This is a genomic window from Sphingobacterium sp. xlx-96 (genome assembly GCF_011007365.1).
Classification (GTDB): Bacteria; Bacteroidota; Bacteroidia; order Sphingobacteriales; family Sphingobacteriaceae; genus Sphingobacterium; species Sphingobacterium luzhongxinii.
Window position 1 is genome coordinate 219,418 of record NZ_WFKM01000007.1, and the last position, 24,906, is coordinate 244,323.

Annotated in this window: 25 protein-coding genes and 1 pseudogene; 13 read left to right on the forward strand and 13 right to left on the reverse strand. The window is 39.1% G+C overall.

The features are described 5' to 3' along the window. Positions 1 to 35: 35 nt before the first annotated feature. The 8 genes and pseudogenes from G7B20_RS19305 (at position 36) to G7B20_RS11110 (ending at position 7,375) form a co-directional block, all read left to right on the forward strand. The gene (locus tag G7B20_RS19305) at positions 36 to 479 is read left to right on the forward strand and encodes a carboxypeptidase-like regulatory domain-containing protein (RefSeq protein WP_205600210.1); all 444 of its coding nucleotides are present in this window, start codon (positions 36 to 38) and stop codon (positions 477 to 479) included. Then, positions 427 to 858 (forward strand): hypothetical protein, encoded by a 432-nt coding sequence (locus tag G7B20_RS19310; RefSeq protein WP_205600209.1) that lies wholly within the window; start codon positions 427 to 429, stop codon positions 856 to 858. The genes G7B20_RS19305 and G7B20_RS19310 overlap by 53 nt, the downstream gene beginning before the upstream one ends. A gap of 186 nt (positions 859 to 1,044) precedes the next feature. Then, a pseudogene (locus tag G7B20_RS19480) lies at positions 1,045 to 2,079 on the forward strand (TonB-dependent receptor). Positions 2,080 to 2,363: 284 nt separating this feature from the next. Continuing rightward, positions 2,364 to 3,794: a phytoene desaturase family protein gene (locus G7B20_RS11090; protein ID WP_164111226.1), complete on the forward strand. Its 1,431-nt coding sequence runs from the start codon at positions 2,364 to 2,366 to the stop codon at positions 3,792 to 3,794. Positions 3,795 to 3,842: 48 nt separating this feature from the next. Continuing rightward, positions 3,843 to 4,760, forward strand: coding sequence for a TIGR01777 family oxidoreductase (locus tag G7B20_RS11095; RefSeq protein ID WP_164111229.1), 918 nt, complete (start codon positions 3,843 to 3,845; stop codon positions 4,758 to 4,760). Between the two features lie 3 nt (positions 4,761 to 4,763). Further along, positions 4,764 to 6,017 carry a YeiH family protein gene (locus G7B20_RS11100; RefSeq protein ID WP_164111231.1) on the forward strand — a complete coding sequence of 418 codons (1,254 nt, stop codon included), beginning with the start codon at positions 4,764 to 4,766 and terminating at the stop codon, positions 6,015 to 6,017. Positions 6,018 to 6,183: 166 nt separating this feature from the next. Continuing rightward, positions 6,184 to 6,732, forward strand: a complete 549-nt coding sequence (locus G7B20_RS11105; protein WP_164111234.1) for an RNA polymerase sigma factor — start codon at positions 6,184 to 6,186, stop codon at positions 6,730 to 6,732. After that, positions 6,722 to 7,375: a hypothetical protein gene (locus G7B20_RS11110; RefSeq protein ID WP_164111236.1), complete on the forward strand. Its 654-nt coding sequence runs from the start codon at positions 6,722 to 6,724 to the stop codon at positions 7,373 to 7,375. The genes G7B20_RS11105 and G7B20_RS11110 overlap by 11 nt, the downstream gene beginning before the upstream one ends. Positions 7,376 to 7,411: 36 nt before the next feature. On the opposite strand, the gene G7B20_RS11115 is transcribed toward G7B20_RS11110, so the two are convergent. Genes G7B20_RS11115 through G7B20_RS11150 form a run of 8 tightly spaced genes read right to left on the reverse strand, consistent with a single transcriptional unit; the run spans position 7,412 to position 14,476 of the window. Then, positions 7,412 to 7,981, reverse strand: a complete 570-nt coding sequence (locus G7B20_RS11115) for a nitroreductase (RefSeq protein WP_164111238.1) — start codon at positions 7,979 to 7,981, stop codon at positions 7,412 to 7,414. Between the two features lie 15 nt (positions 7,982 to 7,996). Then, the gene (gene pepT / locus G7B20_RS11120) at positions 7,997 to 9,259 is read right to left on the reverse strand and encodes a peptidase T (RefSeq protein WP_164111240.1); all 1,263 of its coding nucleotides are present in this window, start codon (positions 9,257 to 9,259) and stop codon (positions 7,997 to 7,999) included. A gap of 30 nt (positions 9,260 to 9,289) precedes the next feature. Then, positions 9,290 to 10,072, reverse strand: coding sequence for a DUF4197 domain-containing protein (locus tag G7B20_RS11125; protein ID WP_164111242.1), 783 nt, complete (start codon positions 10,070 to 10,072; stop codon positions 9,290 to 9,292). A gap of 46 nt (positions 10,073 to 10,118) precedes the next feature. Further along, the gene (locus G7B20_RS11130) at positions 10,119 to 10,952 is read right to left on the reverse strand and encodes an endonuclease/exonuclease/phosphatase family protein (RefSeq protein WP_164111244.1); all 834 of its coding nucleotides are present in this window, start codon (positions 10,950 to 10,952) and stop codon (positions 10,119 to 10,121) included. A 53-nt stretch (positions 10,953 to 11,005) separates the two neighbouring features. Then, complete coding sequence (locus G7B20_RS11135; RefSeq protein ID WP_164111247.1) at positions 11,006 to 11,770, reverse strand: glycerophosphodiester phosphodiesterase; 765 nt, start codon at positions 11,768 to 11,770, stop codon at positions 11,006 to 11,008. A gap of 19 nt (positions 11,771 to 11,789) precedes the next feature. Continuing rightward, positions 11,790 to 12,623 carry a phosphodiester glycosidase family protein gene (locus G7B20_RS11140; protein WP_164111264.1) on the reverse strand — a complete coding sequence of 278 codons (834 nt, stop codon included), beginning with the start codon at positions 12,621 to 12,623 and terminating at the stop codon, positions 11,790 to 11,792. A gap of 40 nt (positions 12,624 to 12,663) precedes the next feature. Beyond that, entirely contained in the window at positions 12,664 to 13,311 is a 648-nt protein-coding gene (locus G7B20_RS11145; RefSeq protein ID WP_164111266.1) for an HD domain-containing protein, read from the reverse strand. A 1-nt stretch (position 13,312) separates the two neighbouring features. Beyond that, the gene (locus tag G7B20_RS11150; RefSeq protein WP_164111268.1) at positions 13,313 to 14,476 is read right to left on the reverse strand and encodes a class I SAM-dependent RNA methyltransferase; all 1,164 of its coding nucleotides are present in this window, start codon (positions 14,474 to 14,476) and stop codon (positions 13,313 to 13,315) included. A 67-nt stretch (positions 14,477 to 14,543) separates the two neighbouring features. On the opposite strand from G7B20_RS11150, the gene G7B20_RS11155 reads away from it, so the two are divergent. Beyond that, positions 14,544 to 14,921 carry a DUF3127 domain-containing protein gene (locus G7B20_RS11155; RefSeq protein WP_164111270.1) on the forward strand — a complete coding sequence of 126 codons (378 nt, stop codon included), beginning with the start codon at positions 14,544 to 14,546 and terminating at the stop codon, positions 14,919 to 14,921. A gap of 206 nt (positions 14,922 to 15,127) precedes the next feature. Continuing rightward, on the forward strand, positions 15,128 to 16,360 hold the full coding sequence (locus tag G7B20_RS11160; protein WP_164111272.1) for an ROK family transcriptional regulator: 1,233 nt from the start codon (positions 15,128 to 15,130) through the stop codon (positions 16,358 to 16,360). A gap of 3 nt (positions 16,361 to 16,363) precedes the next feature. On the opposite strand, the gene G7B20_RS11165 is transcribed toward G7B20_RS11160, so the two are convergent. Next, the gene (locus tag G7B20_RS11165; RefSeq protein WP_164111274.1) at positions 16,364 to 17,377 is read right to left on the reverse strand and encodes an acyltransferase; all 1,014 of its coding nucleotides are present in this window, start codon (positions 17,375 to 17,377) and stop codon (positions 16,364 to 16,366) included. A gap of 109 nt (positions 17,378 to 17,486) precedes the next feature. Between G7B20_RS11165 and G7B20_RS11170 the strand changes: the two genes are divergently transcribed. Both G7B20_RS11170 and G7B20_RS11175 read left to right on the forward strand, forming a co-directional pair. Continuing rightward, positions 17,487 to 18,263 (forward strand): hypothetical protein, encoded by a 777-nt coding sequence (locus tag G7B20_RS11170; RefSeq protein WP_164111277.1) that lies wholly within the window; start codon positions 17,487 to 17,489, stop codon positions 18,261 to 18,263. A gap of 10 nt (positions 18,264 to 18,273) precedes the next feature. After that, positions 18,274 to 19,377, forward strand: coding sequence for a toxic anion resistance protein (locus tag G7B20_RS11175; protein WP_164111279.1), 1,104 nt, complete (start codon positions 18,274 to 18,276; stop codon positions 19,375 to 19,377). 40 nt (positions 19,378 to 19,417) lie between these two features. Here G7B20_RS11175 and G7B20_RS11180 read toward each other — a convergent pair whose 3' ends face one another. The 3 genes from G7B20_RS11180 to G7B20_RS11190 all read right to left on the reverse strand — a co-directional run bounded on the left by G7B20_RS11180 (position 19,418) and on the right by G7B20_RS11190 (position 22,102). Then, positions 19,418 to 19,852: a fumarate hydratase gene (locus G7B20_RS11180; protein WP_240452872.1), complete on the reverse strand. Its 435-nt coding sequence runs from the start codon at positions 19,850 to 19,852 to the stop codon at positions 19,418 to 19,420. 106 nt (positions 19,853 to 19,958) lie between these two features. Further along, on the reverse strand, positions 19,959 to 21,353 hold the full coding sequence (fumC, locus tag G7B20_RS11185; protein WP_164111281.1) for a class II fumarate hydratase: 1,395 nt from the start codon (positions 21,351 to 21,353) through the stop codon (positions 19,959 to 19,961). Between the two features lie 179 nt (positions 21,354 to 21,532). Beyond that, complete coding sequence (locus G7B20_RS11190) at positions 21,533 to 22,102, reverse strand: hypothetical protein (RefSeq protein WP_164111283.1); 570 nt, start codon at positions 22,100 to 22,102, stop codon at positions 21,533 to 21,535. A gap of 222 nt (positions 22,103 to 22,324) precedes the next feature. Between G7B20_RS11190 and G7B20_RS11195 the strand changes: the two genes are divergently transcribed. After that, complete coding sequence (locus G7B20_RS11195; RefSeq protein ID WP_164111285.1) at positions 22,325 to 23,947, forward strand: S41 family peptidase; 1,623 nt, start codon at positions 22,325 to 22,327, stop codon at positions 23,945 to 23,947. Here the strand turns inward: G7B20_RS11195 and G7B20_RS11200 are convergent. After that, positions 23,944 to 24,876 (reverse strand): endonuclease/exonuclease/phosphatase family protein, encoded by a 933-nt coding sequence (locus G7B20_RS11200; RefSeq protein ID WP_240452873.1) that lies wholly within the window; start codon positions 24,874 to 24,876, stop codon positions 23,944 to 23,946. The two genes, G7B20_RS11195 and G7B20_RS11200, sit on opposite strands and share 4 nt — an antisense overlap. Positions 24,877 to 24,906: the final 30 nt, after the last annotated feature.

The following is a 24,906-nucleotide window of genomic DNA, read 5'->3' on the forward strand; positions in this document are numbered from 1 at the left end:
CCAATTTACTTTATGCTTTTGACAATTGCTCTATTTTGTACAAGCGTATATGCTCAGATAGAAACCAAACCTATTATAACACTTCGCTTATCAGGACCGTTATAGACGCGTCGACCAAAGAGCCTGTTTCAGGTGTTACAGTTCAGTTAGAGGCTGTAACACATCAGGTCAAGACCGATAGAGACGGTAATTTTCAGTTTGTAACAGGGCAGCGATTACCTTTTACGATTATTCTATCTTATATTGGTTATCAACCCCAAAAAATAGTTGTTACGCATTCTCCAACTGTAATTGAATTGCCCCCTAGTCAAAATGAACTGGAACAAGTTTTAGTAACGTCACGTAGACGTACCGAACGGATGCAGGATATTCCACTGCCTATTTCTATCGTCCGCTCGGGTATAGTGGAAGACGTAGGCAGATTTAATGTTAATAGAATCAAAGAAATTATTTCTACCGTACAATTATATTCCTTATAATGAAGTCTCCGATAGGAAGATCAATGATCAAAATAATTTAGATCTTCGGGGACAATTGCTGTTCCTTCCAAATAAGGATTTAAAGATAAAACTCGCGGGAGATATAACCAGACAGCGTCCAGATGGATATGGTTGGGAAGTGGCTGGAATTGTTGAAAATAAGCTTTCGAAATACCGACAATTCAATGAGATTATAAAAGACCTAAGTTATGAAATTCCCTATAAAAGCGCGTTTGAGCGAAAAGTTGATTTAGACACTAGATCCCGTGCCGACAACGAGTTAGGAGGGATTTCTTTAAATCTGGGTTATAAAATCGGCAAAGGTACCCTTACATCGACATCGGCTTGGAGGTATTGGGGATTGGGTCCCGTTGAATGATAGGGATTATTTGGGGATTCCGGTTTACACCATTTCGTTTGATAATTCAAAACATGACCAATGGTCTCAGGAATTTAGGTATACTGGGCAGATTAATGAACGTGTAAGTGGTGTTATTGGGGTGTTTGGTTTATGGTAGGAATTACGCAATGACCCTGTACATACTGAAGAAGCAGGAGACGCATTGTGGCGGTTTCAAAAAGTAATGAAACACAGACACAGTGGAGATCTGGTTTAATTGATAGAGTTGGGATACGTACCAAGTATGGAATTAAAAGTACTAGTTTGGCCATTTTTTCTCAGGTAGATTGGGCGTTAACCTCAAAACTACATCTATTGCCGGGACTTCGATATAACTATGACAGGAAGCTTGCGGTTTATGATCGGAAAAAATATGTTGAAAATGCGATTGCGTACACTGCCCAGCAATTAGCTGCCATAAATAGTATCTATTCAGATCAGCAGTTTGGGATAAACGCTGATGCAGGCAACCTTTTTGGTCAATTGTCTTTGCAGTACAAGTTTAACCGTGATTATAATGCTTACGCTATCTATTCCAAAAGTTATAAACCTATTGGTATCAATGTCTGTGGTTTGCCTGTTGTCGATGGAAAAGTAGCTGTGGAGTTGGCTGAAGTAAAACCCGAGTCGGTAAATCATATGGAGGTTGGTGTAAAAATAGGTCCTTTCAGAAATTCATTCTTTAATATCACATTTTATCAGACTCATAAAAGGGATTATCAAACTTTAGTTCAAACGCCAGATCCTGGCGTGAATAGAGGTTATTTGGCTAATGCTGAAAAGGTTCTTGTGTAAGGAATCGAGTTAGATGGCAGCATTAAGCCTTGGGATTTCCTACGGTTGAATGGAGCTTTGGCCTATACGGATGCAAAATATCTTTCCTTCACAAATGCACCTGTACCGCTTGAAGAATTGGGTGGGGCTGAGGCTTTTAAAGATATCTCTGGAGGAGTGTTGCCAGGAGTGTCAAAATGGGCAGGGGCTTTGGCGCTGGAGTTAATAGGGAAAGGCGATCTCTTAGACTTGCAGGGACACTATTTCTTCGGGACAGAGCTTTTCTATCGTTCTCGATTTTCATCTAGCCCCTCACCTTCTGCTTATTTGAATATTGATGCGTATACATTGTCTAATGCACGTGTTGGATTTAAGGCCATCAATGGTTTATCCGTAATTGTTTGGAGCCGAAACATAATGAATTAAGATTACTATGAGCAATTACTAGCTGCACCGGGCAATTTTGGACATTACGGAGGGCTTGTGGTCGATCCGTTGACTTATGGTGTTACCTTGCATTATAATTTAAAGTAACTGACCACCTTAATATAGAGTCGCTCGGGAGAGCTAATTATCTCTCGAGAGCTCGTTTTTTTGGGAGAAGTGTACATCCGGAAGAAAATGAAGATCGAATCCTATATGAAGGATTTATTGGAATTGTCTTTAAGTTGATTTAAAGTGAGTAACTTAGTTATACTTTATGTTTTCGGATGGATAGATATGATGCGATAATTATAGGCTCGGGACCGAATGGTTTTGCTGCTGCCATTACACTTCAAAAGCAAGGTTTGAACACACTTATCGTTGAGGGGGGAGGGACTATTGGTGGTGGTATGCGCACGAAAGAGCTGACTTTGCCAGGATTTAAACACGATGTCTGTTCAGCCATCCATCCAATGGCTCTGGCTTCTCCTTTTTTTAAAACTTTGCCGCTCGAACAATTCGGGTTAGATTTTATTCATGCTAAATATGCAACCGCGCACCCACTGGATAATGGGGAGGTGGGGATTCTTTATAAGAATATTGAACAGACAGCTAATGGATTAGGCCGTGATGGCAAAGCTTACTTAAATTTGCTCAAACCTGTCGTTGATAAATTGGATCATATTTTACAAGATACAATGGGGCCTTTACGGTTGCCTAAGTACCCACTAGATTTAGCTGAATTCGGTTTAAGTGCATTAATTCCAGCGACTTGGAGTGCCCATCGTTTTAAAACCGAGAAGGCGAAAGCACTATGGGCTGGCATGGTGGCTCATGGTATACAGCCACTGTCCAATTGTGCAACATCAGCAATCGGCCTTCTGTTGATGGCTGTGGGTAATAAATACGGGTGGCCTATTCCTAAGGGAGGATCTCAGTCTATCGCTAATGCGCTCGAACAGTATTACCTGTCTCTCGGAGGAAAGATCCAAACGGGACAGTGGATTAGTGATATCGGGGAATTACCGCCTCACAAAATCTTAGTTTTGGATTTAACACCTAGACAACTTTTGGATTTGAAAGGGGTAGCCTGGGCTGATGGTTATAAGAAGCAGTTGCAAAAATATAGATATGGCATGGGAGTTTTTAAAATTGACTGGGCGCTTTCTGATCCGACCCCTTTTAAAGATGGGTATAGCCAATATGCTTCTACGGTACATTTGGGGAATTCAATTCATGAAATATCACAAGCGGAATGGCGCTCTCATCGAGGCGAAAATGTGGATAAACCTTTTGTTTTATTTGCACAGCCCAGCCAGTTTGACAAAAGCAGGGCGCCATACGAAAAGCATACAGGATGGGCATATTGTCATGTACCCCATGGATCTATAGCAGATCGCACGGAGGCAATCGAAATGCAGATTGAGCGATTTGCGCCAGGATTTAAGGATACTATTATCGCGCGTTCTACCATGAATGGGAGAGAAATGGAAGCATATAATCCAAATTATTTTGGCGGAGACATCAATGGCGGATTAATGGATATCCGTCAACTGTATACACGGCCTATTCGCTCGTTAACACCATACAGAACTTCAAATCCATCCATTTACATCTGCTCATCTTCAACTCCGCCAGGAGGAGGGGTACACGGTATGTGTGGGGCTGCTGCAGCAAAGGTGGTTTTGGAGGATCATTATGGGCTAGAGCGTGCTTGATAATAGGTTGAAAGTTGGTAATATTAAAGAGAGAACAATTTTATGGAGATGAAAATAGTATTAGCAGGAGGTAGTGGACATCTTGGAAGGTTGTTGACTAGTGCATTTTTGACATGTGGAATGGACGTGTTTATTTTGACCAGAGATAAGGAATCTGTTGGAAGCATTGATGGGGTGACAACCGTCTACTGGGACGGCGAGACAATAGGTGAATGGGTGGAGCAATTAGAAGGTGTAGATACGGTAATTAATCTGACAGGAAAAAGTATTCAATGTCGTTTTACGGCACGAAATCGAAAGTTATTGCGTGACTCTCGTGTTGGTCCGACCAAGCTTCTTGCTCAAGCGATACAGGGGTTGAAATCGCCGCCTCGATTATGGATTAATTTTTCCGGAATTTCTATTTTTGGAGGACAAGCGGGGCTTCACTCCGAAGAGAGTATGACTTATGGAACGGATTTTTTGGCGCTATTGGCTCATGAATGGGAGAAAACATTTAACGAAGTAGATTTGGTAGAGACCAAGAAGGTCATTTTGCGGATCAGTCCCGTTTTGACAAAGGATTCAGGTATGTTTTCAGAATTATTTCCCTTAGTAAAGATAGGATTGGGAGGCGCAGTAGGAGATGGAGGACAAATGGTCAGTTGGATTCATGAAGCAGACCTGGTAGAAATGGTTTTATGGATAATAGGATTAGCTGAGCCGGCATCTATTTATCATGCTTGCAGTCCACACCCTGTACGTAATGCCGAGTTTATGAAGATTTTTAGAGAGGAGGCTAAAGTCTCTTTCGGTGTTGCTTTGCCCACTCCTGTAGCTCGCATAGGAGCTTTTTTTAAAGGGATTGATGCAAGTATATTGTTGCAAACGGTTGCAGTGACCACAAAAACGACAATAGAAGATGGTTTTAAATTCAAATATAGCTATCTTCACAGCGCTTTAGCGCAATTGATAAAATCAACATAAACTATGCCTTCAAAATCATTTTCAATTACAGAAGATTGGGTAGTCGTTATACTGGGACTAGCTCTTGTTTTTTTAGCCTTATCTGGTGTTATTATTCCAAAGCCTACCTACACGTGGAATGATCTTCATGATTTGGGAGGTACTGTTTTTTCAGCAAAAAATATACTGGCTATTTTGGGACAATTTGTTACGGTATATATGGTTGCTATAATTGGAGCATGGCTGTTAAATAAGGATATCAAATCGCTATTGATTGTTTTTCCCACGCTTTACCTGTTGACTGTATTGGCATTGGTTCTTGCAGGTAATAAGTTTGTCAAGGAATATAATTTAGAGGCTGTTATTTTTAGTTTGGGGATAGGTCTTTTGATCAGTAATTTTTATACACTACCTGAGTGGTTTAAGCAGGTCCTAAGTACGGAACTTTACGTTAAGATAGGACTTATACTTTTGGGGACGACAGTAATCTTTGGAGATATATTAGAGGCGGGATCGCGCGGTCTTATCCAAGCCCTTGTAGTGGTTGTTTCTGTTTGGTACTTTGCCTTTTGGTTGTGCAAGAAGTTGAAGATTGATAAGGAAATGTCTCTGATGCTCTCAAGCGCAGTATCTATTTGCGGTGTATCAGCTGCAATAGCTACCTCGGGAGCTATAAAGGGGGATAGTAAAAAGCTTTCTTATATAATTTCTCTAGTCTTGATTACGGCGATCCCAATGATGATATTTATGCCTTATCTGGCCGATAAAATGGGGTTATCACAGGAGGTCACAGGAGCGTGGTTGGGTGGTTCCATAGATACCTCAGGAGCGGTAGCGGCTTCTGGAACTCTGGTAGGTGATGAGGCGTTGAAGATAAGTACGATTGTTAAATTCTCTCAGAATGTGTTGCTCGGAATCGCCGCCTTTTTTATTAGTATCTATTGGACGTATTCCAAAACTGTTGACGATGAAACCAAACGTGAAAAGCCTACTTTAAAAGTAATTTGGGAGCGTTTTCCAAAGTTTGTTGTTGGATTTGTCTTCGCGTCTCTTCTGTTTTCTTTTTTCGTTTCAAAAGAAACTACGGAACAGGTTAAAGATAGTTTGAAAAATTTGCAAACGCTATGGTTTGCGTTGGCGTTTACATCGATAGGTTTAGAGACAAATTTTAAAGATCTTTTTAAACAGGATAACAAAAAGCCGCTATATGCATTTCTCATTGCGCAGACCTTTAATGTCATTGTAACCCTAATAATTGCGTTTTTACTATTTAGATAAATTGAACTATAATTGAATCGTTTTCGACTATAGTCATTTTGCTTTTTAACCAAGGTCATTTTCTATTTGACCATGGTTGATTTGGGTTTAGCGGCGGCTTACTAAAATATTTTTTTTTATGGAAATATGTATATTAGGTCATCATTAATATAGAAAAGAATGGTTGATGAATGAAAAGGAGCTACTTCTGGAGTACAAAGTTACTGGAAACTTAGATGTTCTGGGAAAGTTGTATGCGCCTTATATGTCACTTCTTTATGGTGTTTGCTACAAATATTTGCAGGATGCCGACCGTAGTCAAGATGCTGTTATGCATATTTTTGAAGAATTGATCGGAAAGCTAAAGTTGCATGAGGTCGATAACTTCAAAAGTTGGTTGCATGTGTATACAAAGAACTATTGTCTTATGCAGTTGCGCAAGGATAAGCGGACGGTGCATTTGGATATCGAAGACAATCTCTTTGAAAGCGAACAGAAATTGGTTGAGGGGGATGAATTTAAGTGGGCGGAAGAAGACTTTGATAAGCTGGATCACTGTGTTCAAAAGCTAAATATCGAACAGAAAGATTGCGTACTTTTATTCTATCTGGAACAAATGTGCTATAGGGATATTGCCGAGCAAACTGGATATGAGCTAAATAAAGTGAAGAGTGCAATTCAAAATGGGAAGCGCAATCTAAAAATTTGTATGGAGAGTAAAGGTGATGGAAAATAATTATCAATTATCGCGAATTCATAACTACGTCAATGGTTTGATGAGCCGGGAGGAGATGTATACGTTGGAACGAGAGGCTTTAGAGGATCCTTTTCTGCAAGATGCTATTGATGGTTATAAATTACAAAAGGGAGTCGATGTTAAACAATTAAGTTTATTGCAACAACGGTTAGCGAGCCGAGTTAATGAAAACGTAGCTCTGAAAAATAAGCAATTCTACAGTTGGCAACGATTGGCCATCGGAATGACTGCGGGTGTCCTTTTTATAACGGTGTGTACTTTATTGTTGATACGTTACCTGCCCCAGCGAAATTCTGGTTTGACCGAAGTAGAAATTATGCAGGATCAGGTCTATTCGATCGGATTGGCAAATACGGGTAAATATGATGGCGAGCCGGTGAATGGATGGGAGCAGTTTGAAGATTATTTGACCCATAGTTATTTAGGGAAGAATCATAAGGAAACCGAAATATTAGTGTATTTTAAAATTGATCAGGGAGGGAGACCTTATCAAATATCTATTAATCAAGGTGATTTAGCTTTAGATTCTTTTCCTGAGCTTGTAGAGCTTTTGAAAAATGGACCAAAATGGAGAGGGGCCGAAGTAGAAATGTTGATAGATGTACACCTGTTGAATCTGTAATAAAAAGCGCAAAGACTCTTCGTCTTTGCGCTTTTATTATTCTTCCCAGCGAATTTTGTCCTCGATAGGAGAACGTGCTGGTTCGCGAGCTTCTGCATTGTGATGGCCTAAGTAAAATAAGCCGATACATTTTTGATTTTCCGCTAGATTGAGAAATGGTCCAAGATGGTTAATTAGTCCTGGTGTGGCCCAATACCCTCCGATATTTAATGAGTGAGCGGCCAACCAGAGGTTTTCAACTGCACATGCAGTTGCAGCCAATTCTTCCCATTCTGGAAGATCGCCTGTATAATTTACAACGATAGCGATAGCAACATTAGACATCGTAGCTTTTTTTGCCATATTTTGTTCTGTGACTTCTGTATACTTGTCAGCAGGAGTTATGGATTTGTAGATCCTGGCTAGCTCAGTTCCTAGGCGTTGTAGTCCATCTTTTCTGAAAATTACAAAGCGCCATGGTTGGGTACGTTTGTGTGTTGGGGCTGCATTTGCAGAACCCAGTATAGTTAAAATGTCTTCTTTACTGATCTCTGCATTGGTAAAACTATTTTGATTTACGGTTCTTCTAAAGTGAATCGCATCTAAGACATTGTTTCTTTTCTCCATGATATATATATGTATTTATGATTTTTCTTCCCAAAGTGCTGCGATATGAAGAATCGTTTTTACTGCCTTTTCCATATCTTGTCTGCTTACCCATTCCATCTTACCGTGAAAAGCATGTCCCCCAGCAAATACGTTTGGACAAGGTAACCCCATAAATGAAAGTCTTGAGCCATCTGTCCCTCCCCGGATACTTCGTTTTTCAGCTTTCATGCCAACACGTTCGATCGCTTCTAAACCGATTTCCATAATTTGAGGAAATTGATCCAGAATTTCTTTCATGTTTCGATATTGTTCCTTACTTTCTACCGTATAGGTACAGCCCGGGTAATTTGCAATGATCTCTTTAACAAGATTATCGAGCTCCGATTGATGTTGCTGAAGATTCGCTGTCACATGATCTCTGACGATAAAGTCTATTGTGGCTTTTTCTACAGTGCCACTCACATTTGTAGGGTGAATAAAACCTTGCTTGTCCGAAGTACTTTCAGGAGACAAACGATCTTGTGGCAAGGAGTCAATAATTTTTGCCGCAATCTTGATCGCACTCTGCATTTTGTTTTTGGCAAAGCCTGGATGTACCGATACCCCATGTATCGTGATCTTAGCAGTATTAGCAGAAAAGGTCTCATCCTCGATAGTACCCGCCTTTTCACCATCCATCGTATACGCGAATTGAGCGCCTAGATGTTCAAGGTTGACAAAGTCTACGCCACGACCTATTTCTTCGTCAGGTGTAAAAAGAATCTTGATATCACCGTGCTTGATCTCAGGGGTGTTTATCAGTAGCCGTGCAGCTTCCATGATTTCAGCGACCCCTGCTTTGTCGTCAGCACCCAAGAGTGTGGTTCCTGAGGCTGTAATTACATCGTTACCAATTTGTTCGGCTAGGTCTCTATGCTCCAAAAACCGGATAACCACACTGTTGTCATCCGGAAGAACAAGATCCTGTCCCTGATAATTGGAGTGGATGATCGGTTTTACATCCTTTCCCGAGCAATCTGGAGAGGTATCTACATGTGAACAAAAGCAGATAACAGGTACTTTTTTCTCCGTGTTGGATGGAATCGTCCCGTATACATACCCATTTTTGTCAAGCTGAGCGTCTTTTATACCCATAGCCAAAAGTTCTTCAACAAGTAGTCGACTAAGGTTTAGCTGTTTTGTCGTTGAAGGGAATGTCGCAGAGCCGCTGTCCGATTGTGTATCTATCTGTACATATCGAATAAAGTGTTCAGCAACTTGAAAGTCTTTTATGGTATTGATCTTTTGGTAATCCATATTTTAAATGTTTAAATATAATATTGTCGTCTATTTTTGTTTATCTACCCATCCAAAAACATCATTAAGAATGTTAGAATTTCTAGATCCACTAATATTTTGTCTTATTTTAATCTCTTCATCGGCGACTTGTACAAAAAGACCATCAATGGCTTTTTGTGTAACGTATGCGTTTAAGTCTGTGTTAATTTTAGTGTTGGCTAGGGGTAGATTGTTATAGGCAGAAGTCAACTGGGTCCAATAAGTACTTACGTTGTTTTTTCCTAATGCAGATTCTACTATAGGTTTGAATTTGCTGGTTAACGTAGCAGAAGTAGTCCGTTTGAAAAAGGATGTTGCGGCATCTTGTTGTGTTCCTAGCAGGATATTAAAAGCATCGTTTACGGTCATTTGTGCTAACGAGTTTACAAATACAGGAGCGGCTTCTTTGACCGCAGATTCCGCTGCTCTGTTCAAGCTGGTCACAAACTGATCACAAAGGCTCCCCATACCGATAGAACGAAGTGTTTTTTCTATTTGCTGCGCTTCCTTAGGCATCAATATCTTGACTGCAGCATTTCCTAGGAAACCATCTTTGACAGACAAAGTATTAATACTGTTGTTGAGCCCATTGCCTAAGGCCTGCTTAATACCAGTAATGGCTTGGGTTTGTGTTATTGTATTTGCGTTAGTCTGCGACGGAGTGGTGACTGTTGAAGCAGCTTTGCCTCCAATTGAAGATTTTTTTGAACGCTTTGTTTGTGCAGTAGCTTCTATCCCAAAAAAAAATGAAATAGAAGCTAAGCTTATGGCTAGAATATTTATCGTGTTCATGTACCTTTTATTAACGTGCAAAAATACGAAAGTATAAGCTAGAAACCTACCACTTGAGTACGCTAAGTATAGGGAAATGATCAGAAGGGAATTTTCCCATGTATGTGTCTGTTAATATGCCGAATTTTAAAACTTTAAAGGGGTTGGTAATAAATATGTGGTCAATTCTCCCTTTTGGTTTCAAGCTTTTACCCCAGCCATTGAATGTCGAGTTGGGCGAATACTTTATTGGAGCGAGCTCGTAGGCATCCTGAACGATACCACTATTTGCTAACGTAAAGTAAGCTTCATTTTTTTCATCAATATTAAAGTCTCCAGTCAAAATGAGTGGTAGATCTTTGGCTAATTCTTTTGCTTTAGACAAAATCTGTTTGGCACTTTCTCGTCTCGCCTCTACACCTATATGATCGAAGTGTGTATTCATAAAAATAAGTTTTTTATCATTTTTCTTGTCTTGAAAAATTCCCCACGTGCATATTCGAGGCAAGGCAGCATCCCAACCTTTATTCGGTTTCTCAGTATCGTTGTCTGATAGCCAAAAGGTGCCATTCTTTAACATTTTAAAACGCGCATTGTTGTAAAATATTGCAGAATGCTCTCCTTTACTTGCTCCATCATCACGGCCTACCCCAACATAAGAATAATCGGCTAACCGCTCCTGCATATCTTGGATTTGGTCAATAAAAGCCTCTTGAACCCCAAAGATATCAAATTCATGAAAGCGAATAAGAGCACATACCGGGTCCTTACGATCATCCCACATATTACCCATATCGTTGTTCGTTTTTAGCCGTATGTTAAAACTCGCTACACGTAGTTCTTGTGCGATCCCATGTATCAAGTATCCAAATAAGGATATAAATATTAGCGCTTTTTTCATCTGTATATAATTACTTCGTGATCTACCAGTTGCTAGATCATGATGGTTTCATTTTATTTTTTGCTTAGTATACGTTCTAATAGTTCGGGTTCGTCCGTGGTAATATAGTCTAATCCCAGTTTGATGAAATAATTCATGTCATCGCTCGTATTTACGGTCCATACATTGGTTTTCAGACCAAGTTTGCGTGCATCTGATACCCAGGATGGGTTCTTTTTTAGAACAGCTGTATTATAGTCAAAACCAGATAAATTAGCTGATTTAAGGCTTTTAGCATCTTTATCTCCATTGAGATAGTGGATTTTTAGTTTTTTGTTCAGAGCTCTGAACTTTAGACAAGCGTCCCAGCTGAAAGCTATCACTTCTACCATTTTGTTTGCCTTCAGTTTTTGGATAAGTACGAACGATAGCTCGGCAGATCTGATCGTCTTATCGACCCCTAGGCGGTTGGATTTAAGCTCATAGATTAATTTTGTTTCTTTTTGTTTTAGACCTTCTTTAAGATATTCCTCAGCTGTTGGAATACTTTCTCCATTGGGATGCTTTTTTGTTAAGAGTTCGGCATAGGTAGAGGACGCTATGTCCATCCCATAAAAATCGTTGTCATGGTTTACGACCAATATCTCGTCCTTGGTCATATGTACATCAAACTCACTGCCCCAGACTTTTTGTTTGATAGCTTGCTGTAAAGCGGCAATACTATTCTGTGGGGCGTTTGTGTGTTTCCATGCACCACGGTGGGCAATGATTTTTGAAGATTGGGCACATACACTATTTAATGTAAAAGCCAAGAGCAAGAAAGTTGATAACAGTTTCATAGTTAATTTTAGGTCAGATTTAATTTGTTAAATAGATAATGTTTGATACGGCGCGTTCGCCCTTATGGTCAAATAGTTTGTTGTCACTGGGATAGTTGACAATACCGTGGTCTGGTTGTCCTTTAATGTACATGGTTGTGCTGCCTCCACCGTCTAAATTCATTGCCGATTGACAACCGTACCAACGCAATATTTTTTCCAGTTCACCCAAAGTAAGTCCTTGTGATTTAGCATTTCTGCCATCTACTGTTAGAAGAATTAGTGTATTCTCTTTTAGGGCAATCGCGGTTCGAGGATGCCTATTGTCATTGAATGGGTTTTTTGAAAGAGGATAGGATGATCCATCTTTTAGTAGGAGAGGTCCTGCTAATAGGACGTTCGGGAAATCATTGGTTTGAGTGGAATCATCCGTGATTATTAGTTTTTTAGCATCAAATGCTAGATAAGCATTGGCACGGGCAGATTTGGCTACGGTTGTATTAATAATTTGGTGGTTTACCTTTGTAAAATCTACGGCGCCACCATTTTTCATATCAAAAAAGCCTCCATTGAGTGCCAATATAGCATTGTGTCGTCGCGCTAATGTAGATGTCTTCTCCCTACTTTTAGGCAAGGCAGCAAGATGTATCTTTTTGCTGTGCTTTTTTAAGTTAATTTCTATAATATTGATCTCTTGCTGACTCTTGAAAATTCCCTGGATATTTGCTTGCTTCCAGACAACTCCTTTCTTTATGGGGTGAATTTGCCATTCAACTTTTGAGAATTCGACAGAATCTGGATTTTGAGCGTGAACTTTTGCCCCCCAAAAAAGAAAAAATATAAGTAAAGAAAAGGCAGTATGTTTATTTTTCATACTGCCTAAGTTAGGTATCTTTTGTTAAGAAATAGTTAACTTATTTTAGACCATTCCACTCGGCATAGAATTGTTGCAGAAAATCTTCCATATAGCGATGTCTTTGTTCGGCGATTTCTTTTGCGGTTACCGTATTCATTTTATCCTTTAACAAAAGCAGCTTTTCATAAAAATGGTTTATGGTTGGCGCTTTTGTGTTTTTGTAGGCCTCTTTATCCATCGAGGATTGGATTGGGATGTGTGGATTGTGGAGTTCCCTATTCTTGAAGCCACCATAGTTGAATGCACGTGCTATGCCAATGGCACCAATGGCGTCAAGACGATCTGCATCTTGCACGATTTCCAATTCTTTGGAGTTAAATTCTATTTTACCCAAAGAGGATTTAAAAGACATATTGAGAATGATATTTTGCACATGCTCAATAATCATCTTGTCTACACCTATAGAAGCTAGAAATTCGCCAGCTATACGCGGTCCTAAATTTTCATCGCCATCGTGAAATTTACTGTCTGCTATGTCGTGCAATAGGGCAGTCAACTCACATACTAGTCGATCGGCTTGTTCAGTTTCCAGAATTAGTTTTGTGTTATTCCACACGCGTTGAATATGCCACCAATCATGACCTGCTTCCGCTCCTTCCAGTGTGTCTTGCACAAAAATGGCTGTACGATCTATAATATCTTGCATTTTAGTTCTCTTTAGAGCCGTCGTACAATTCATACTGCAGGAGCCTACAATCAAGTTTCCCGTTAAAAAACTCAAAACGTCTAGATGCTTTCAGCCCAATTTTTTTGGCAAGATCTGGATTTCCTGTGAATACATAGCCGCGGTATCCCTTACATTCTTGCTTCATAAAATCCCCGATCCGTTTGTACGTAATTTCCAGTTTTGTATGGGTACCTAGTCGTTCTCCATATTCAGGGTTAAACATAATGACTCCCGGTTCACTTGGTACTGTTGTTTCTGCAAAATCACAAACTTGAAAATCAATAAGATGTTCTACGCCTGCTGTTTTTGCATTGATTTTCGCAATTTCTATGGCTTGTTCGGCTATATCTGAAGCTATGATCGTAGGGACTTGTGATTTGTCAGCCTTTTCTTTGAGTAGCTTTCGTTCAGCAAAGAAAATATTTTCATCATACCCTATAAAATGCATAAAGGAATAATTCATACGTTGCAGTCCCGGCATTCTATGCTGCGCGATTAACGCGGCTTCAATTGCTAATGTGCCAGATCCACACATAGGGTTGACAAAAGGGGATTTGCCATCCCATTTAGTAGCCAGTATGGTCGAAGTTGCTAATGCTTCCAGCATGGGGGCCTTGCCAGGATGTTTTCTATACCCATGTTTGGCCAGTGTTTCACCAGAAGTATCCAAGAATATCTCAGCCCGGTCTTCCATCCAATGCAGATGGATGACAGATTTGAAAAAATCGGGCCCGGAATTCGGCCGTACCCCTTTTTTATCTTTGATACGATCAACTATGGCATCTTTTACTTTCACGTTAGCAAAGAGCGGAGTTGTTATCGTTTCGTTATGAACATTTGAGGTTACTGAAAAATACCCATCAAAAGGGATGATATTTTCCCATTCAATTTTAATCAAACCATCGTAAAGTTCCTTCGGGTCGTTGGCTCGGAAAGAGGCCAATTCATACAAGACCTGACTTGCTGTTCGTAGGTTTAAATTAAGCTTAATACATTCGTTCACCGATGCATATAGTTCGACTCCCGTATTGAATGCGCGTTTGATCTCAAAGCCTAGGGAGACTACTTCTTCTTGTAGGTACGGCGATAGTCTTTTATTGCATGTGACGATCACCTTTTTCGGGGTGTTGAAAACTTCCTTCATATTTCTACAAAGTTAGTTAATCTAGAACGCAAAAAATGTGTAATTTTATCGTTTAATAATTTTGAATATGGAAATCAGAGGAAAAGTACATGAAGTTGGTGCTTTACAGCAGGTTACAGAGTCTTTCAAGAAAAGAGATCTTATTGTTGCATACGCCGAGAACCCACAGTTTGTAGAGTATATTCGCTTTGAAGCGACACAAGATAGAGTTAACATCTTTGATAATTTGGCCGTAGGTGAGGAGATTGAAGTTTCATTCAACCTTCGCGGACGTCCTTGGACAAATAAAGAGGGAGTTACAACTTATTTTAATTCTTTAGTAGCTTGGCGCGTAACTAAGCTTGCAAATACGGGATCATCTGCATCAACTCCAGGTTATGCAGATATGCCTGCTCCGGTAGATATCAGTTCTTCTGGTGCGGATGATGATGATTTGCCGTTCTAAGGCCGCTCGATATCAGATTTTACAAAGCTATTCCATTGGAATAGCTTTTTTAGTTTGTCTATTTTTTAAAATTTCATCATGCACTTTATGCTAATAATTTAATAAACTTCTATTTTTAAGGTTATATTTATTATTATTTGTTTTAAATTGTATATTAGAAGCCGTTGATGATGGATAAATTGTCAATTTAGTTAAGAAACCTATTTATGAGTGTATTAGAAAGCCTTTTGTTGAATTTATCAGATCCGAAGCAAATTCGTGCCATGCAGAAAAAGAATAGGCTACTCCGTGCAGTATACGTTAAAGATGCCATATCTGTTAATGAACTTATGAAGGTATTGGGAATAAGTTTCCCTACATTGAATACGCTGATTTTGGAATTGATCGATCAAAAGTTACTCATTCAAAATGAAAGAGGAGAGTCTATCGGGGGGCGAAAACCTAACTTATATCAATTGAATGATGGGATTTTTAAAGTACTCTGTGTTGAGGTCAATAGGTTTTCGGTAAAGGTTTCTTTTGTCGATAATAATAGTAAGATTTTGGCACCATCTCAAATATATGAAAATCATCTGACTAGAGATTTAGAGGGCTTAAAGGAATTTGAAGGAGTGATTAAAGCGTACGCTATGCAGAATGGAGTGAGTTGGTCGGATGTATCTGGGGTTGCTATTTCTATGCCAGGATTGATTGATAAGACAAATGGTAAAAATTATTCCTTCTTTTTCGAGTCAGATTTTGATTTGAAAGATCATCTGGAAGAAGCCTTTGCTAAGAAGGTATATATTGTGAATGATGTGAAATTGACAACTTATGCGGAGCAAAATTTTGGAGCTTTAAAGCAGGTAGAAAACGGTTTAACTATTTTGATGGATTGGGGGATGGCTTTAGGTATAGTCGCTCAGGGAGAGATTTATATGGGTAAAAATGGTTTCTCCGGAGAAATGGGACATATGAGTTTTATTGAAGATGGTGAGCTGTGCTATTGTGGTAAGCGAGGGTGTTTAGAAACGGTGGCTTCGGGGATATCGTTGGTAAAAAAAGCTAGTCAAGATATCACGAATAATGTGCCTACATTGTTGTCTAAAAAATTCAACAGTGATAATATACAACCTCAACATATTATAAATGCTGCCCTCGAAGGAGATCAGTACGCCATTGAATTGATTACAGAGTTGGGGAAAAATTTAGGTAAGGCGATTGCACTCTTTGTTCAGATTTTTAATCCGGAGCGTGTAGTGCTAGGAGGAAATTTTGCAAAAGCTGCTACTTTGATTACGAATCCCATTCAACAGCAAATCCAAACATATGCTATGGGAAGGATTTTAAATAATTGCGAAGTCGTACTCTCTACATTGAGTGAAGATGAAATTACGTTTGGTTTGGCGCGGTATTTTATTATCAGTTGTTTTGATAATGACTTGTTACCTCCAAATTAGAACTTAGCCACTAACATGTCTTCCCAGAGGGATCTTTCGGAGTAAATACGTTATTCCAGTCGAAGCGATTATCGTGGTAATCGTCGCTAAGGGAATGACCCAAACCGTGCTCATGTATTGGGATAATAGCGGGTGTAGAAAATTCAAGGGGATAATGTGGCTTAAATAAATGCCGAAGCTATATCTGTCAATTATCGTGATCCATTTCGGAGTATTGTTGTTTTCTTTTTGCCACTCCTTGATCCATAAAAAGAGAAAGCTAGTAGCCAATGCGGTAGTAGGAAATAGATAGTTGTATAAAAAAGCATTTAATTTTTTTGCATCCTTATTGAGCAGATATGTACCCCATCCAATGATTATAATCATAAGAAAATAGCCAACAACGTATACGATTCTTTTTTTATTAAACGATTTGACACTAAGATAGTATCCTAACACTAAGTAGCCAACATAGCCAGAAAAGAAGGTGAGATCGAATTTAGGCATTACAGCATAAAGGCCCTTATTTGAAATTAGCATAGCTAAAAGCCAGAAAAACAAGAACAATTCAATCTCTTTAATGGAGGATTGAATTATGATTTTTCGGAGAAAAGGAATGGCAAGATATAAGCCTATTATCATGTATAAGTACCACAGATGAGCATTAGCACCATGAAGTATCTTATCTAGGGTAATGCTCAATATTCTTTCAAGCGATAAGGATTCGAAATTAGTATAACGATAAAAATAGTATAGGAGATAAACGAACGTCCAGAAGAGAAAGGGATAGATTAATTTTGGAGTACGTTTTTTATAAAATTTCAACGTATTTTCATCTTTTTGCAGTAACAAAGCTCCTGAGATGACGACAAATATAGGTACAGAACATCGTGTTGCTGCATTTATCCAATTGGCATAATTCCAGTCGAATGCATTCGTGTCAATATGGTTGAGAAAACCTGTGGAGGCGTGTATTAGGACAACAAAGACTGTCGCAATGACACGTAGGTATATAATGTAACTGTTTTTGTCTGCCATACCGCAAAAATAGGATAATTGGAACAAGAATTGGATAACGACTTGAGAATAGATTCTTTGAAGAAATGAATAGTTGGTTATTTACCAAAAAAAATAATTAAATTGCATTATGGGTTGGGCGACAAAAAAGAGTAAACGTTGGGAATTTGGACGGTTAAAATGGACTTTCCTGTCTATTTTGATGTTCTTTCCTCCAATTCATCCCTTGGTGATGATGGCACAGGCGTCTAAAAGTAAAGTAAGATCGTGGTATGCATTATCTTGGCTTCTCCTTTTTCTACAGGTCGGTCTTCTCTATTCCTTTTACTTATTTGCTGGAGCTATGTCACAGGGAATGCTGTTCACTATTTGTGGGTATATCTCTTCATATATAGTTGGAAATGGATTGTTGCTCAATCAATCCAAATCCTATTTGCAACGATTGGAGTTGGCTGAGGTACGTCCCTTGACTTGGATTAATACGTTGGCAGACCAGCGTCGTCTTGAATTAGCACAGGCCCAAATAGAAACACCTCAGTCTTTTGTGACGAAATTAATGTATTATCAGAAAGAAATAGATCATAGGGGGATACAAGAATATGTCGGTAAAATAGTACGTCTGTTCCATTTATTGGAACAGAGGGATATTCAGGAGGCCGAGAAGTTTTTGGTAAGACATGGTACTGTTGTAAATGTACTTCGTGAATACGATGATTTAGAAAACACAAGATTACATAATCAGATTACGTTAGATTCTAAGAACAAATTAGAAGCCGTTTTAGCGCAAGCTGCCTCAGCAATTGAATTGGATGTGACCAATTTAATAAAATCAAGATTACTGGATGTTTCCGCTGAATCGGATGTTTATCTGCAAACCTTAAGAAATAAGAACCTTTTAAAAGATTAAATAATAAACTATGGCTACTATTGATCTGACAACCTACGAAGATAATAACCAAGACAAAAGTAAAGATATGCAAGTGAACTTTTCTGACGAAGAGAAGGCGCTGATCCAACAATACAGAGAGAAGATAAATTTGAATTCGACAACTGATATTATACAGTTTGGTGTAGCTAGCCAGACGAAAGTCAGTAATTTTTCGAATGAAATATTGAAGCAAGTTCGTACAAAAGATATGGGTGGGGCGGAAGAGATCCTATTAAATCTCCGTTCAGATATCAAATCATTTGACGAGAATCTGAATAAAAAACCCTTGATCCCCTTTTTTGATAGCTTGAAGAAGAAGATACAGCGTATGCGGACAGAGTATGCTTCGGTGGAAAAGAATATCCATCAGATCGAGCTCAAGTTGGAAGGACATTACAAAACTTTATTGAAAGACGTTAATATCTTTGACAAGCTTTTTATCGAAAACCAAAATTATTTCAAAGAGTTATCTTTACATATTGCTGCTGGAGAGGAGAAGCTTCAGGAAGTACGCAATGTTACTTTACCTGCGCTTCGGCAGGAAGCGGAATCTACGGGTGATCAACACAAAATACAGGCTTACAAAGATATGGAGCAGCATGTTGTACGCTTTGAACGCAAGATACATGATCTAAAGCTTACGAGAATGGTCGTGTTGCAGACAGCTCCACAAATTCGGATGATCCAGAGTAATAGCAGCTCTTTAATGGAAAAAATTCAATCCAGTATTGTCAATACCTTGCCGTTATGGAAAAACCAAATGGTACTCACTTTAGGTATTGCTCATGCCCAACGTGCACTGGATGCGCAGAAGGCTGTCACGGATGCAACCAATGAACTGTTACGTAAAAATTCAGAAATGCTTAAAGAGTCTACGATCAATGTGGCGCGGGAGACAGAACGTGGGATTGTCGATATAGAGACGATAAAAAAAGCAAATGTGGATATTATCAGTACGATTGAGCAGGTGCTACAGATACAACGAGACGGAAGAGAAAAACGCAAAATAGTAGAGCAGGAGTTATTACAGTCTGAAAATGAATTAAAAGCAAACTTGTTGAAATCTTCGGACGAATCGAAGCTGATCAATTAACTAAATGAGCCGCAACAGAATTGCGGCTCATTTAGTTTTCTTACATCTCCCAGCGTTTTTTAGGCACACAAGTGATATCTTTAATTTTTCGTAGAATGATTGGACGGGAATCAAATTTATTTTCCAATACTAAAGAGTCTTTATCATGGTATACTAATTTAAATCTCGGGAGGTATTGACCACTTTTGTAACAGCCGGATATCTTTTGCTTTCCGTTTTCTTTTGTATAGATACCTTCTACTATAATACTGTCTCCACGTAATACATAGACACCTTTGGCGTACTCGCTCCAAAACCCATCGCCGAAGCAGCTGTCGGGGATCGTTTTAGTTTTAGATCTTACGTGCATTTTGGTGTATATAGAATCACAGGTGAAGGTGAATTCATGTAATGCAAAAGTCAACATTTGATCCTGTTGAGGAATACTGTCTTGTGTCCATACCCCTTGAAGAAAGGAGACTCCTTTGGTTTGCATTTCAGAATGACGTTGACAGGCAGTAAACAAAGAGAACATGCCTAATAAAAAAATTAAGCATGCCTGTTTGTTATTTTTTGATTTTAAGCGTTTTTCCACCCGGTTATTATAAACTACCCACCATTTCTTCTGGTTTTACCCATTCATCAAACTGCTCAGCTGTAACATAACCTAGAGCTATTGCTGTTTCTTTTAAGGTTGAGTTGTTTTTATGCGCGGTTTGCGCAATTTCTGCAGCTTTATAGTAGCCTATTTTTGTGTTTAAGGCAGTAACTAACATTAATGAGTTATCTACAAGTTCCTTGATACGTGCGTAGTTAGGTTCGATCCCTATAGCACAGTGCTCTTCAAAGGAAATACATGCATCTCCAATCAGGCGAGCTGATTGTAAGAAGTTAGCAGCCATTACTGGTTTGAAAACATTCAATTCATAATGACCTTGTGTACCGCCAATGGTGATTGCTACATCATTGCCCATAACCTGAGCTGCGACCATAGTAAGAGCCTCACATTGCGTAGGGTTTACCTTTCCTGGCATAATAGAAGAGCCCGGTTCATTCTCTGGGATTAATATCTCTCCGATACCAGAGCGAGGCCCCGAAGCCAACATGCGGATGTCATTTGCAATTTTATTTAATGATACCGCAAGTTGCTTTAAAGCTCCATGTGTTTCTACGATAGCATCATGCGCAGCCAGTGCTTCGAATTTATTTTCTGCAGTAACGAACGGATGGCCTGTAAACTCTGCAATATATTTAGCAACAGTGACATCATATCCCTTAGGTGTATTCAGACCAGTTCCTACTGCTGTTCCACCTAAAGCCACCTCAGACAGGTGTTCTAATGTGTTTTTTACAGCTTTAATCCCATAATTTAACTGCGCCACGTACCCAGATAACTCCTGGCCTAATGTCAATGGTGTAGCATCCATAAGGTGCGTACGACCTATTTTGACCACGTTCATATATTCTTCTGATTTACGTTTTAGCGTGTCACGAAGCTTCTCAACACCTGGTATTGTTATCTCTACCACAGCTTTGTAAGCAGCGATATGCATGCCTGTAGGAAAAGTGTCGTTGGATGATTGTGATTTGTTAACATCATCATTTGCTTTTAGGACAGGTTCGCCTTCTCCTATATTTCTGCCTGCCAAGACTTGGGCACGATTGGCGATAACTTCATTAACGTTCATATTGGATTGTGTTCCAGATCCAGTCTGCCAAACCACCAATGGAAATTGATCGTCTAATTTCCCGGCTAATATTTCATCACAAACAGTTGCGATAGCATCGCGTTTTTCGATAGGAAGTACACCTAATTCATGGTTGGCGTAAGCAGCTGCTTTTTTCAAGTAAGCGAAGCCTTCGATAATCTCATGGGGCATTGAAGCTGATGGGCCTATTTTGAAATTATTGCGTGAACGTTCTGTTTGTGCGCCCCAGTACTTGTCTGCAGGTACTTGAACTTCACCCATGGTATCTTTTTCTATTCTGAAAGCCATAATGTTAAAGTAAAAAATTAAAATTCAAAAATACGATTTCGCAACCTTCTTCTTGCCGTCCGAAATCCCTGGAGACAAAGTTAGTTAATAATACAGAGAATAGGCAAGTTATAAAATGGAAAAACAGCAGTAGATTGGTTAATTTTAGCTAATTTGTTGCAATTGGAGCTTACAGTTATTTATAGCTCTAGTCTTTTTTGTAGATGTTCACGTATATGATGGTACAGTTGCTTTGGCTTTAAGCTTCGCCATGGTATTTCGTTTAAAAGGCCCCCAAAGTTGATGTAGTAATCTATATTTGCACACTGAAACTCCTGTATGACATGTTCACGGAAATGCAATCCAGCTATCCAACCCTCTTCGATATCTTGAAACCATTCTTCATAATAAGAGTCATCTGAAGCGTGGAAATTGAGTACATTCTCACCAATAAGTATATATTTTGTAATACCTTCTTGTCCCAATACATCAATAATCTCTCGCTTAAGGAGCATAACGTCATTGTAGATAGCATCATTCCATTCGCCGATGAGCTCTATGATAGCATAGCCATGTTCGTAATCGACGAATAATATTTTTAGATAGAGGGTCTGAGAGCCAAAATCATCCCATTGCGGATGAAGGAGGAAATTGTAGATCTGTTTATCAAATTCAAATTCACTATAGATCGTTCCAAAAAATGGCGATTTTTCGTCTTCTGAAGCAATATAATCATCTCGCCATTGATAATAAGGTTCGATCTCGTGCATAGCTGTTAAAAATTTCCCAAACCTAAATAATTTCGTTTTTATCTGCAATGTAATTCTCACTCTTCATCCTATTTTCTAAGAATTATGAAAATGTTGGGAATTATTTGTTGACTTTTAATAGTTTGGGAGTTATTTTGGTATCTTTGTATGTTGTGTTTTTTTGAGGGAACCCCCCAATTTACAACAGTTTAAATCCTAGTTTAATTGCAACGGGTTAAATAAATGCAAAAAGGTACTGGACGGAATATTTTTGTAGCTGCAACTTATGCGGCAACTTTGTTTTTAGGATTAATTCTCGGACAAAATTATGTAGACCAACAGAGTAATAATCCAGGTAGTTCGCTGGTACCTATAGGATTGTCTGATAATTCATATAAGATTCAACAAGTTCTTGATCTACTATCTAACAGCTATGTGGATAGTTTAAATGTTGACTCTTTACAGAACGGTGCGATAAATCATATAGTCGCCCACTTGGATCCGTATTCATCTTATTTATTGCCCAATGAATCCCAAGCTCAGTCCGAAGCATTAGAAGGGACGTTTGAAGGGATCGGTTTAGAGTTTTTTAACCTTAATGATACATTATTAGTCGTAGGGGTTATCGCTGATGGACCGGCAGAAAAAGCAGGATTGAAAGTAGGGGATCGCATTCTTAGAATTGACTCTATTCATGTGGCGGGGCGCAAAGTCGGACAAAATACAGTTGACAAAATGATTCGGGGAAAGAAAGGGTCTTCTGTTGCTATATATGTGGCGAGAGATAATTATGAGAGGAGAGCGCCCTTTCATGTAGTGCGTGATCAAATCAAAGTTAGTTCGGTTGATGTTTCATACATGGTGAGGCCTACTATTGGGTATGTAAGGATACGGCGATTTGGCTTGAAGACCGCTGAAGATTTTAAGGCAAGTATTAAAGAACTGAAGAAGCAGGGCGCTCAAAATCTGATCTTAGATCTTCGTGATAATGGTGGTGGTTATTTTCATGTTGCGCTACGTCTTGCGAGTGAGTTTTTTAATGATCGTAAAATGTTAGTATACACCGAGGGGGCCCATGAGAATAAACGAGAATACTACTCGGAGGGCGCAGGCGAGTATACAGAGGGTAAGCTAATCGTATTAATTAACGAGGGGACGGCTTCGGCATCGGAAATAGTGGCCGGTGCGGTACAGGATTGGGATAGGGCTACCGTTGTCGGAAGAAGGTCATATGGTAAAGGTATCGTTCAGGAACAGTTTGACTTTTTGGATGGTTCGAGAATAAATCTGAGTATTTCCAGATACTATACCCCATTAGGACGGAGCATACAAAAGAAATACACGGCCAACTGGTCAAATATGATTGACTATGCGAGCATGTATAAAGGATTATGGGTCTTAGATACCACATTTGCAAATGCCCAAATGTACAAAACGCTGGCCGGTAGAGAGTTGTTTAGTGGAGGGGGAATAAAGCCTGATGTTAATATCTCTGTAGATTCTAACGAAGTCAGTCTTTTGTATCAAGATATTGTAAAGTCAAGTTATCTGGAGCAGTTTGTCTATGAACGATTTACCAAGCAGTTACCAGCTTATTCTATTGAGAACTTTATTCAGGGATATCATCTACCCCAGTTAGAATACGATAAATTCATTCTGTATCTGAAGGATCGAAATATAATTGTGAATGAGCAAAGAAGTAAGGGACTTTTAAAACTTATTCAATCCGATATTGAAGCTATCGTTGGCCGTTATTACTTTGGTAGAGAGGCTTATTTTAAAGTGAAGAATCGAAAAGATGAGTATGTAAGGAAGGCTGTTGAGCTATTGGTCCCTGCTTCGTCAGTTTCATCAACCAATAGTTAGTGAATAAGGTCTGCCCATATGGGATAGTGATCAGATAGTCGTTCGTTAACAATTCCGTAATTGTCCACGGTAATGGATTTTTCGCAAAAGATATAGTCAATCTGAAATAATGGCAGTAATCCGAAATGGGTAACTCCCCAGCCAAACCCCTTCTCTTCGAACGCATTGTACATACCCTGTCCGACGGTATTGACACTGTACGACATGGGGGTGTCGTTAAAGTCTCCCATCACTATGTAAGGGTAGGGACACGATTCAATGTGTTTGCGTAATGATTTAGCTTGTTCACTGCGGTTGGTAAATGCTGTTTTGAGCTTACGCCCTACACGTTTTGTTTTCTGCTCATCTTTAAGTTGTGCTGTAGCCGACTTTTGTATAAACTCTTTATCTTCTTCTTGAAAGGCAAACGAGCGCAAGTGTACGTTATATACGCGCAGCGTATCTGCTTCTCGTTTGATATCTGCAAATATAATCCGGTTGATACCATAGCCGTTTTTAAAGATAGTTCCATGATCTATGATGGGGAATTTTGAAAATATAGCTTGGCCATAGCCCTCATAGTCATTTTTTGAGACGGGTTCGAAGTAATAATCTTCAAATTTACATTCTTCTTTTAATATTTTGGTGAATTGACGAGATCCTCTGATGCGACTGTAAAACTCTTGAAAGCAAACAATATCCGGGTTGACAGTATTAACTAGTTCTGCTGTTTCTTCCTTAAAATTATCCTTTGGACTGTCATATCTTTCAAAAAGATGTACGTTAAAGCTCATCACTCTTAGCGTCGTGTCCGCTTTAACAACAATTTTGTCGTTGCTATTTCTGAAATTAATATGTTTGCCCAATAGGGTCCAACCTGATATAATGGCTAGTAAACTAAGCAGGATATATCTTTTTTTTCTTAATAACCAATAAATAATGAAGCCCATATTGATAATTAAAATAGGAAGGAAAGCTAG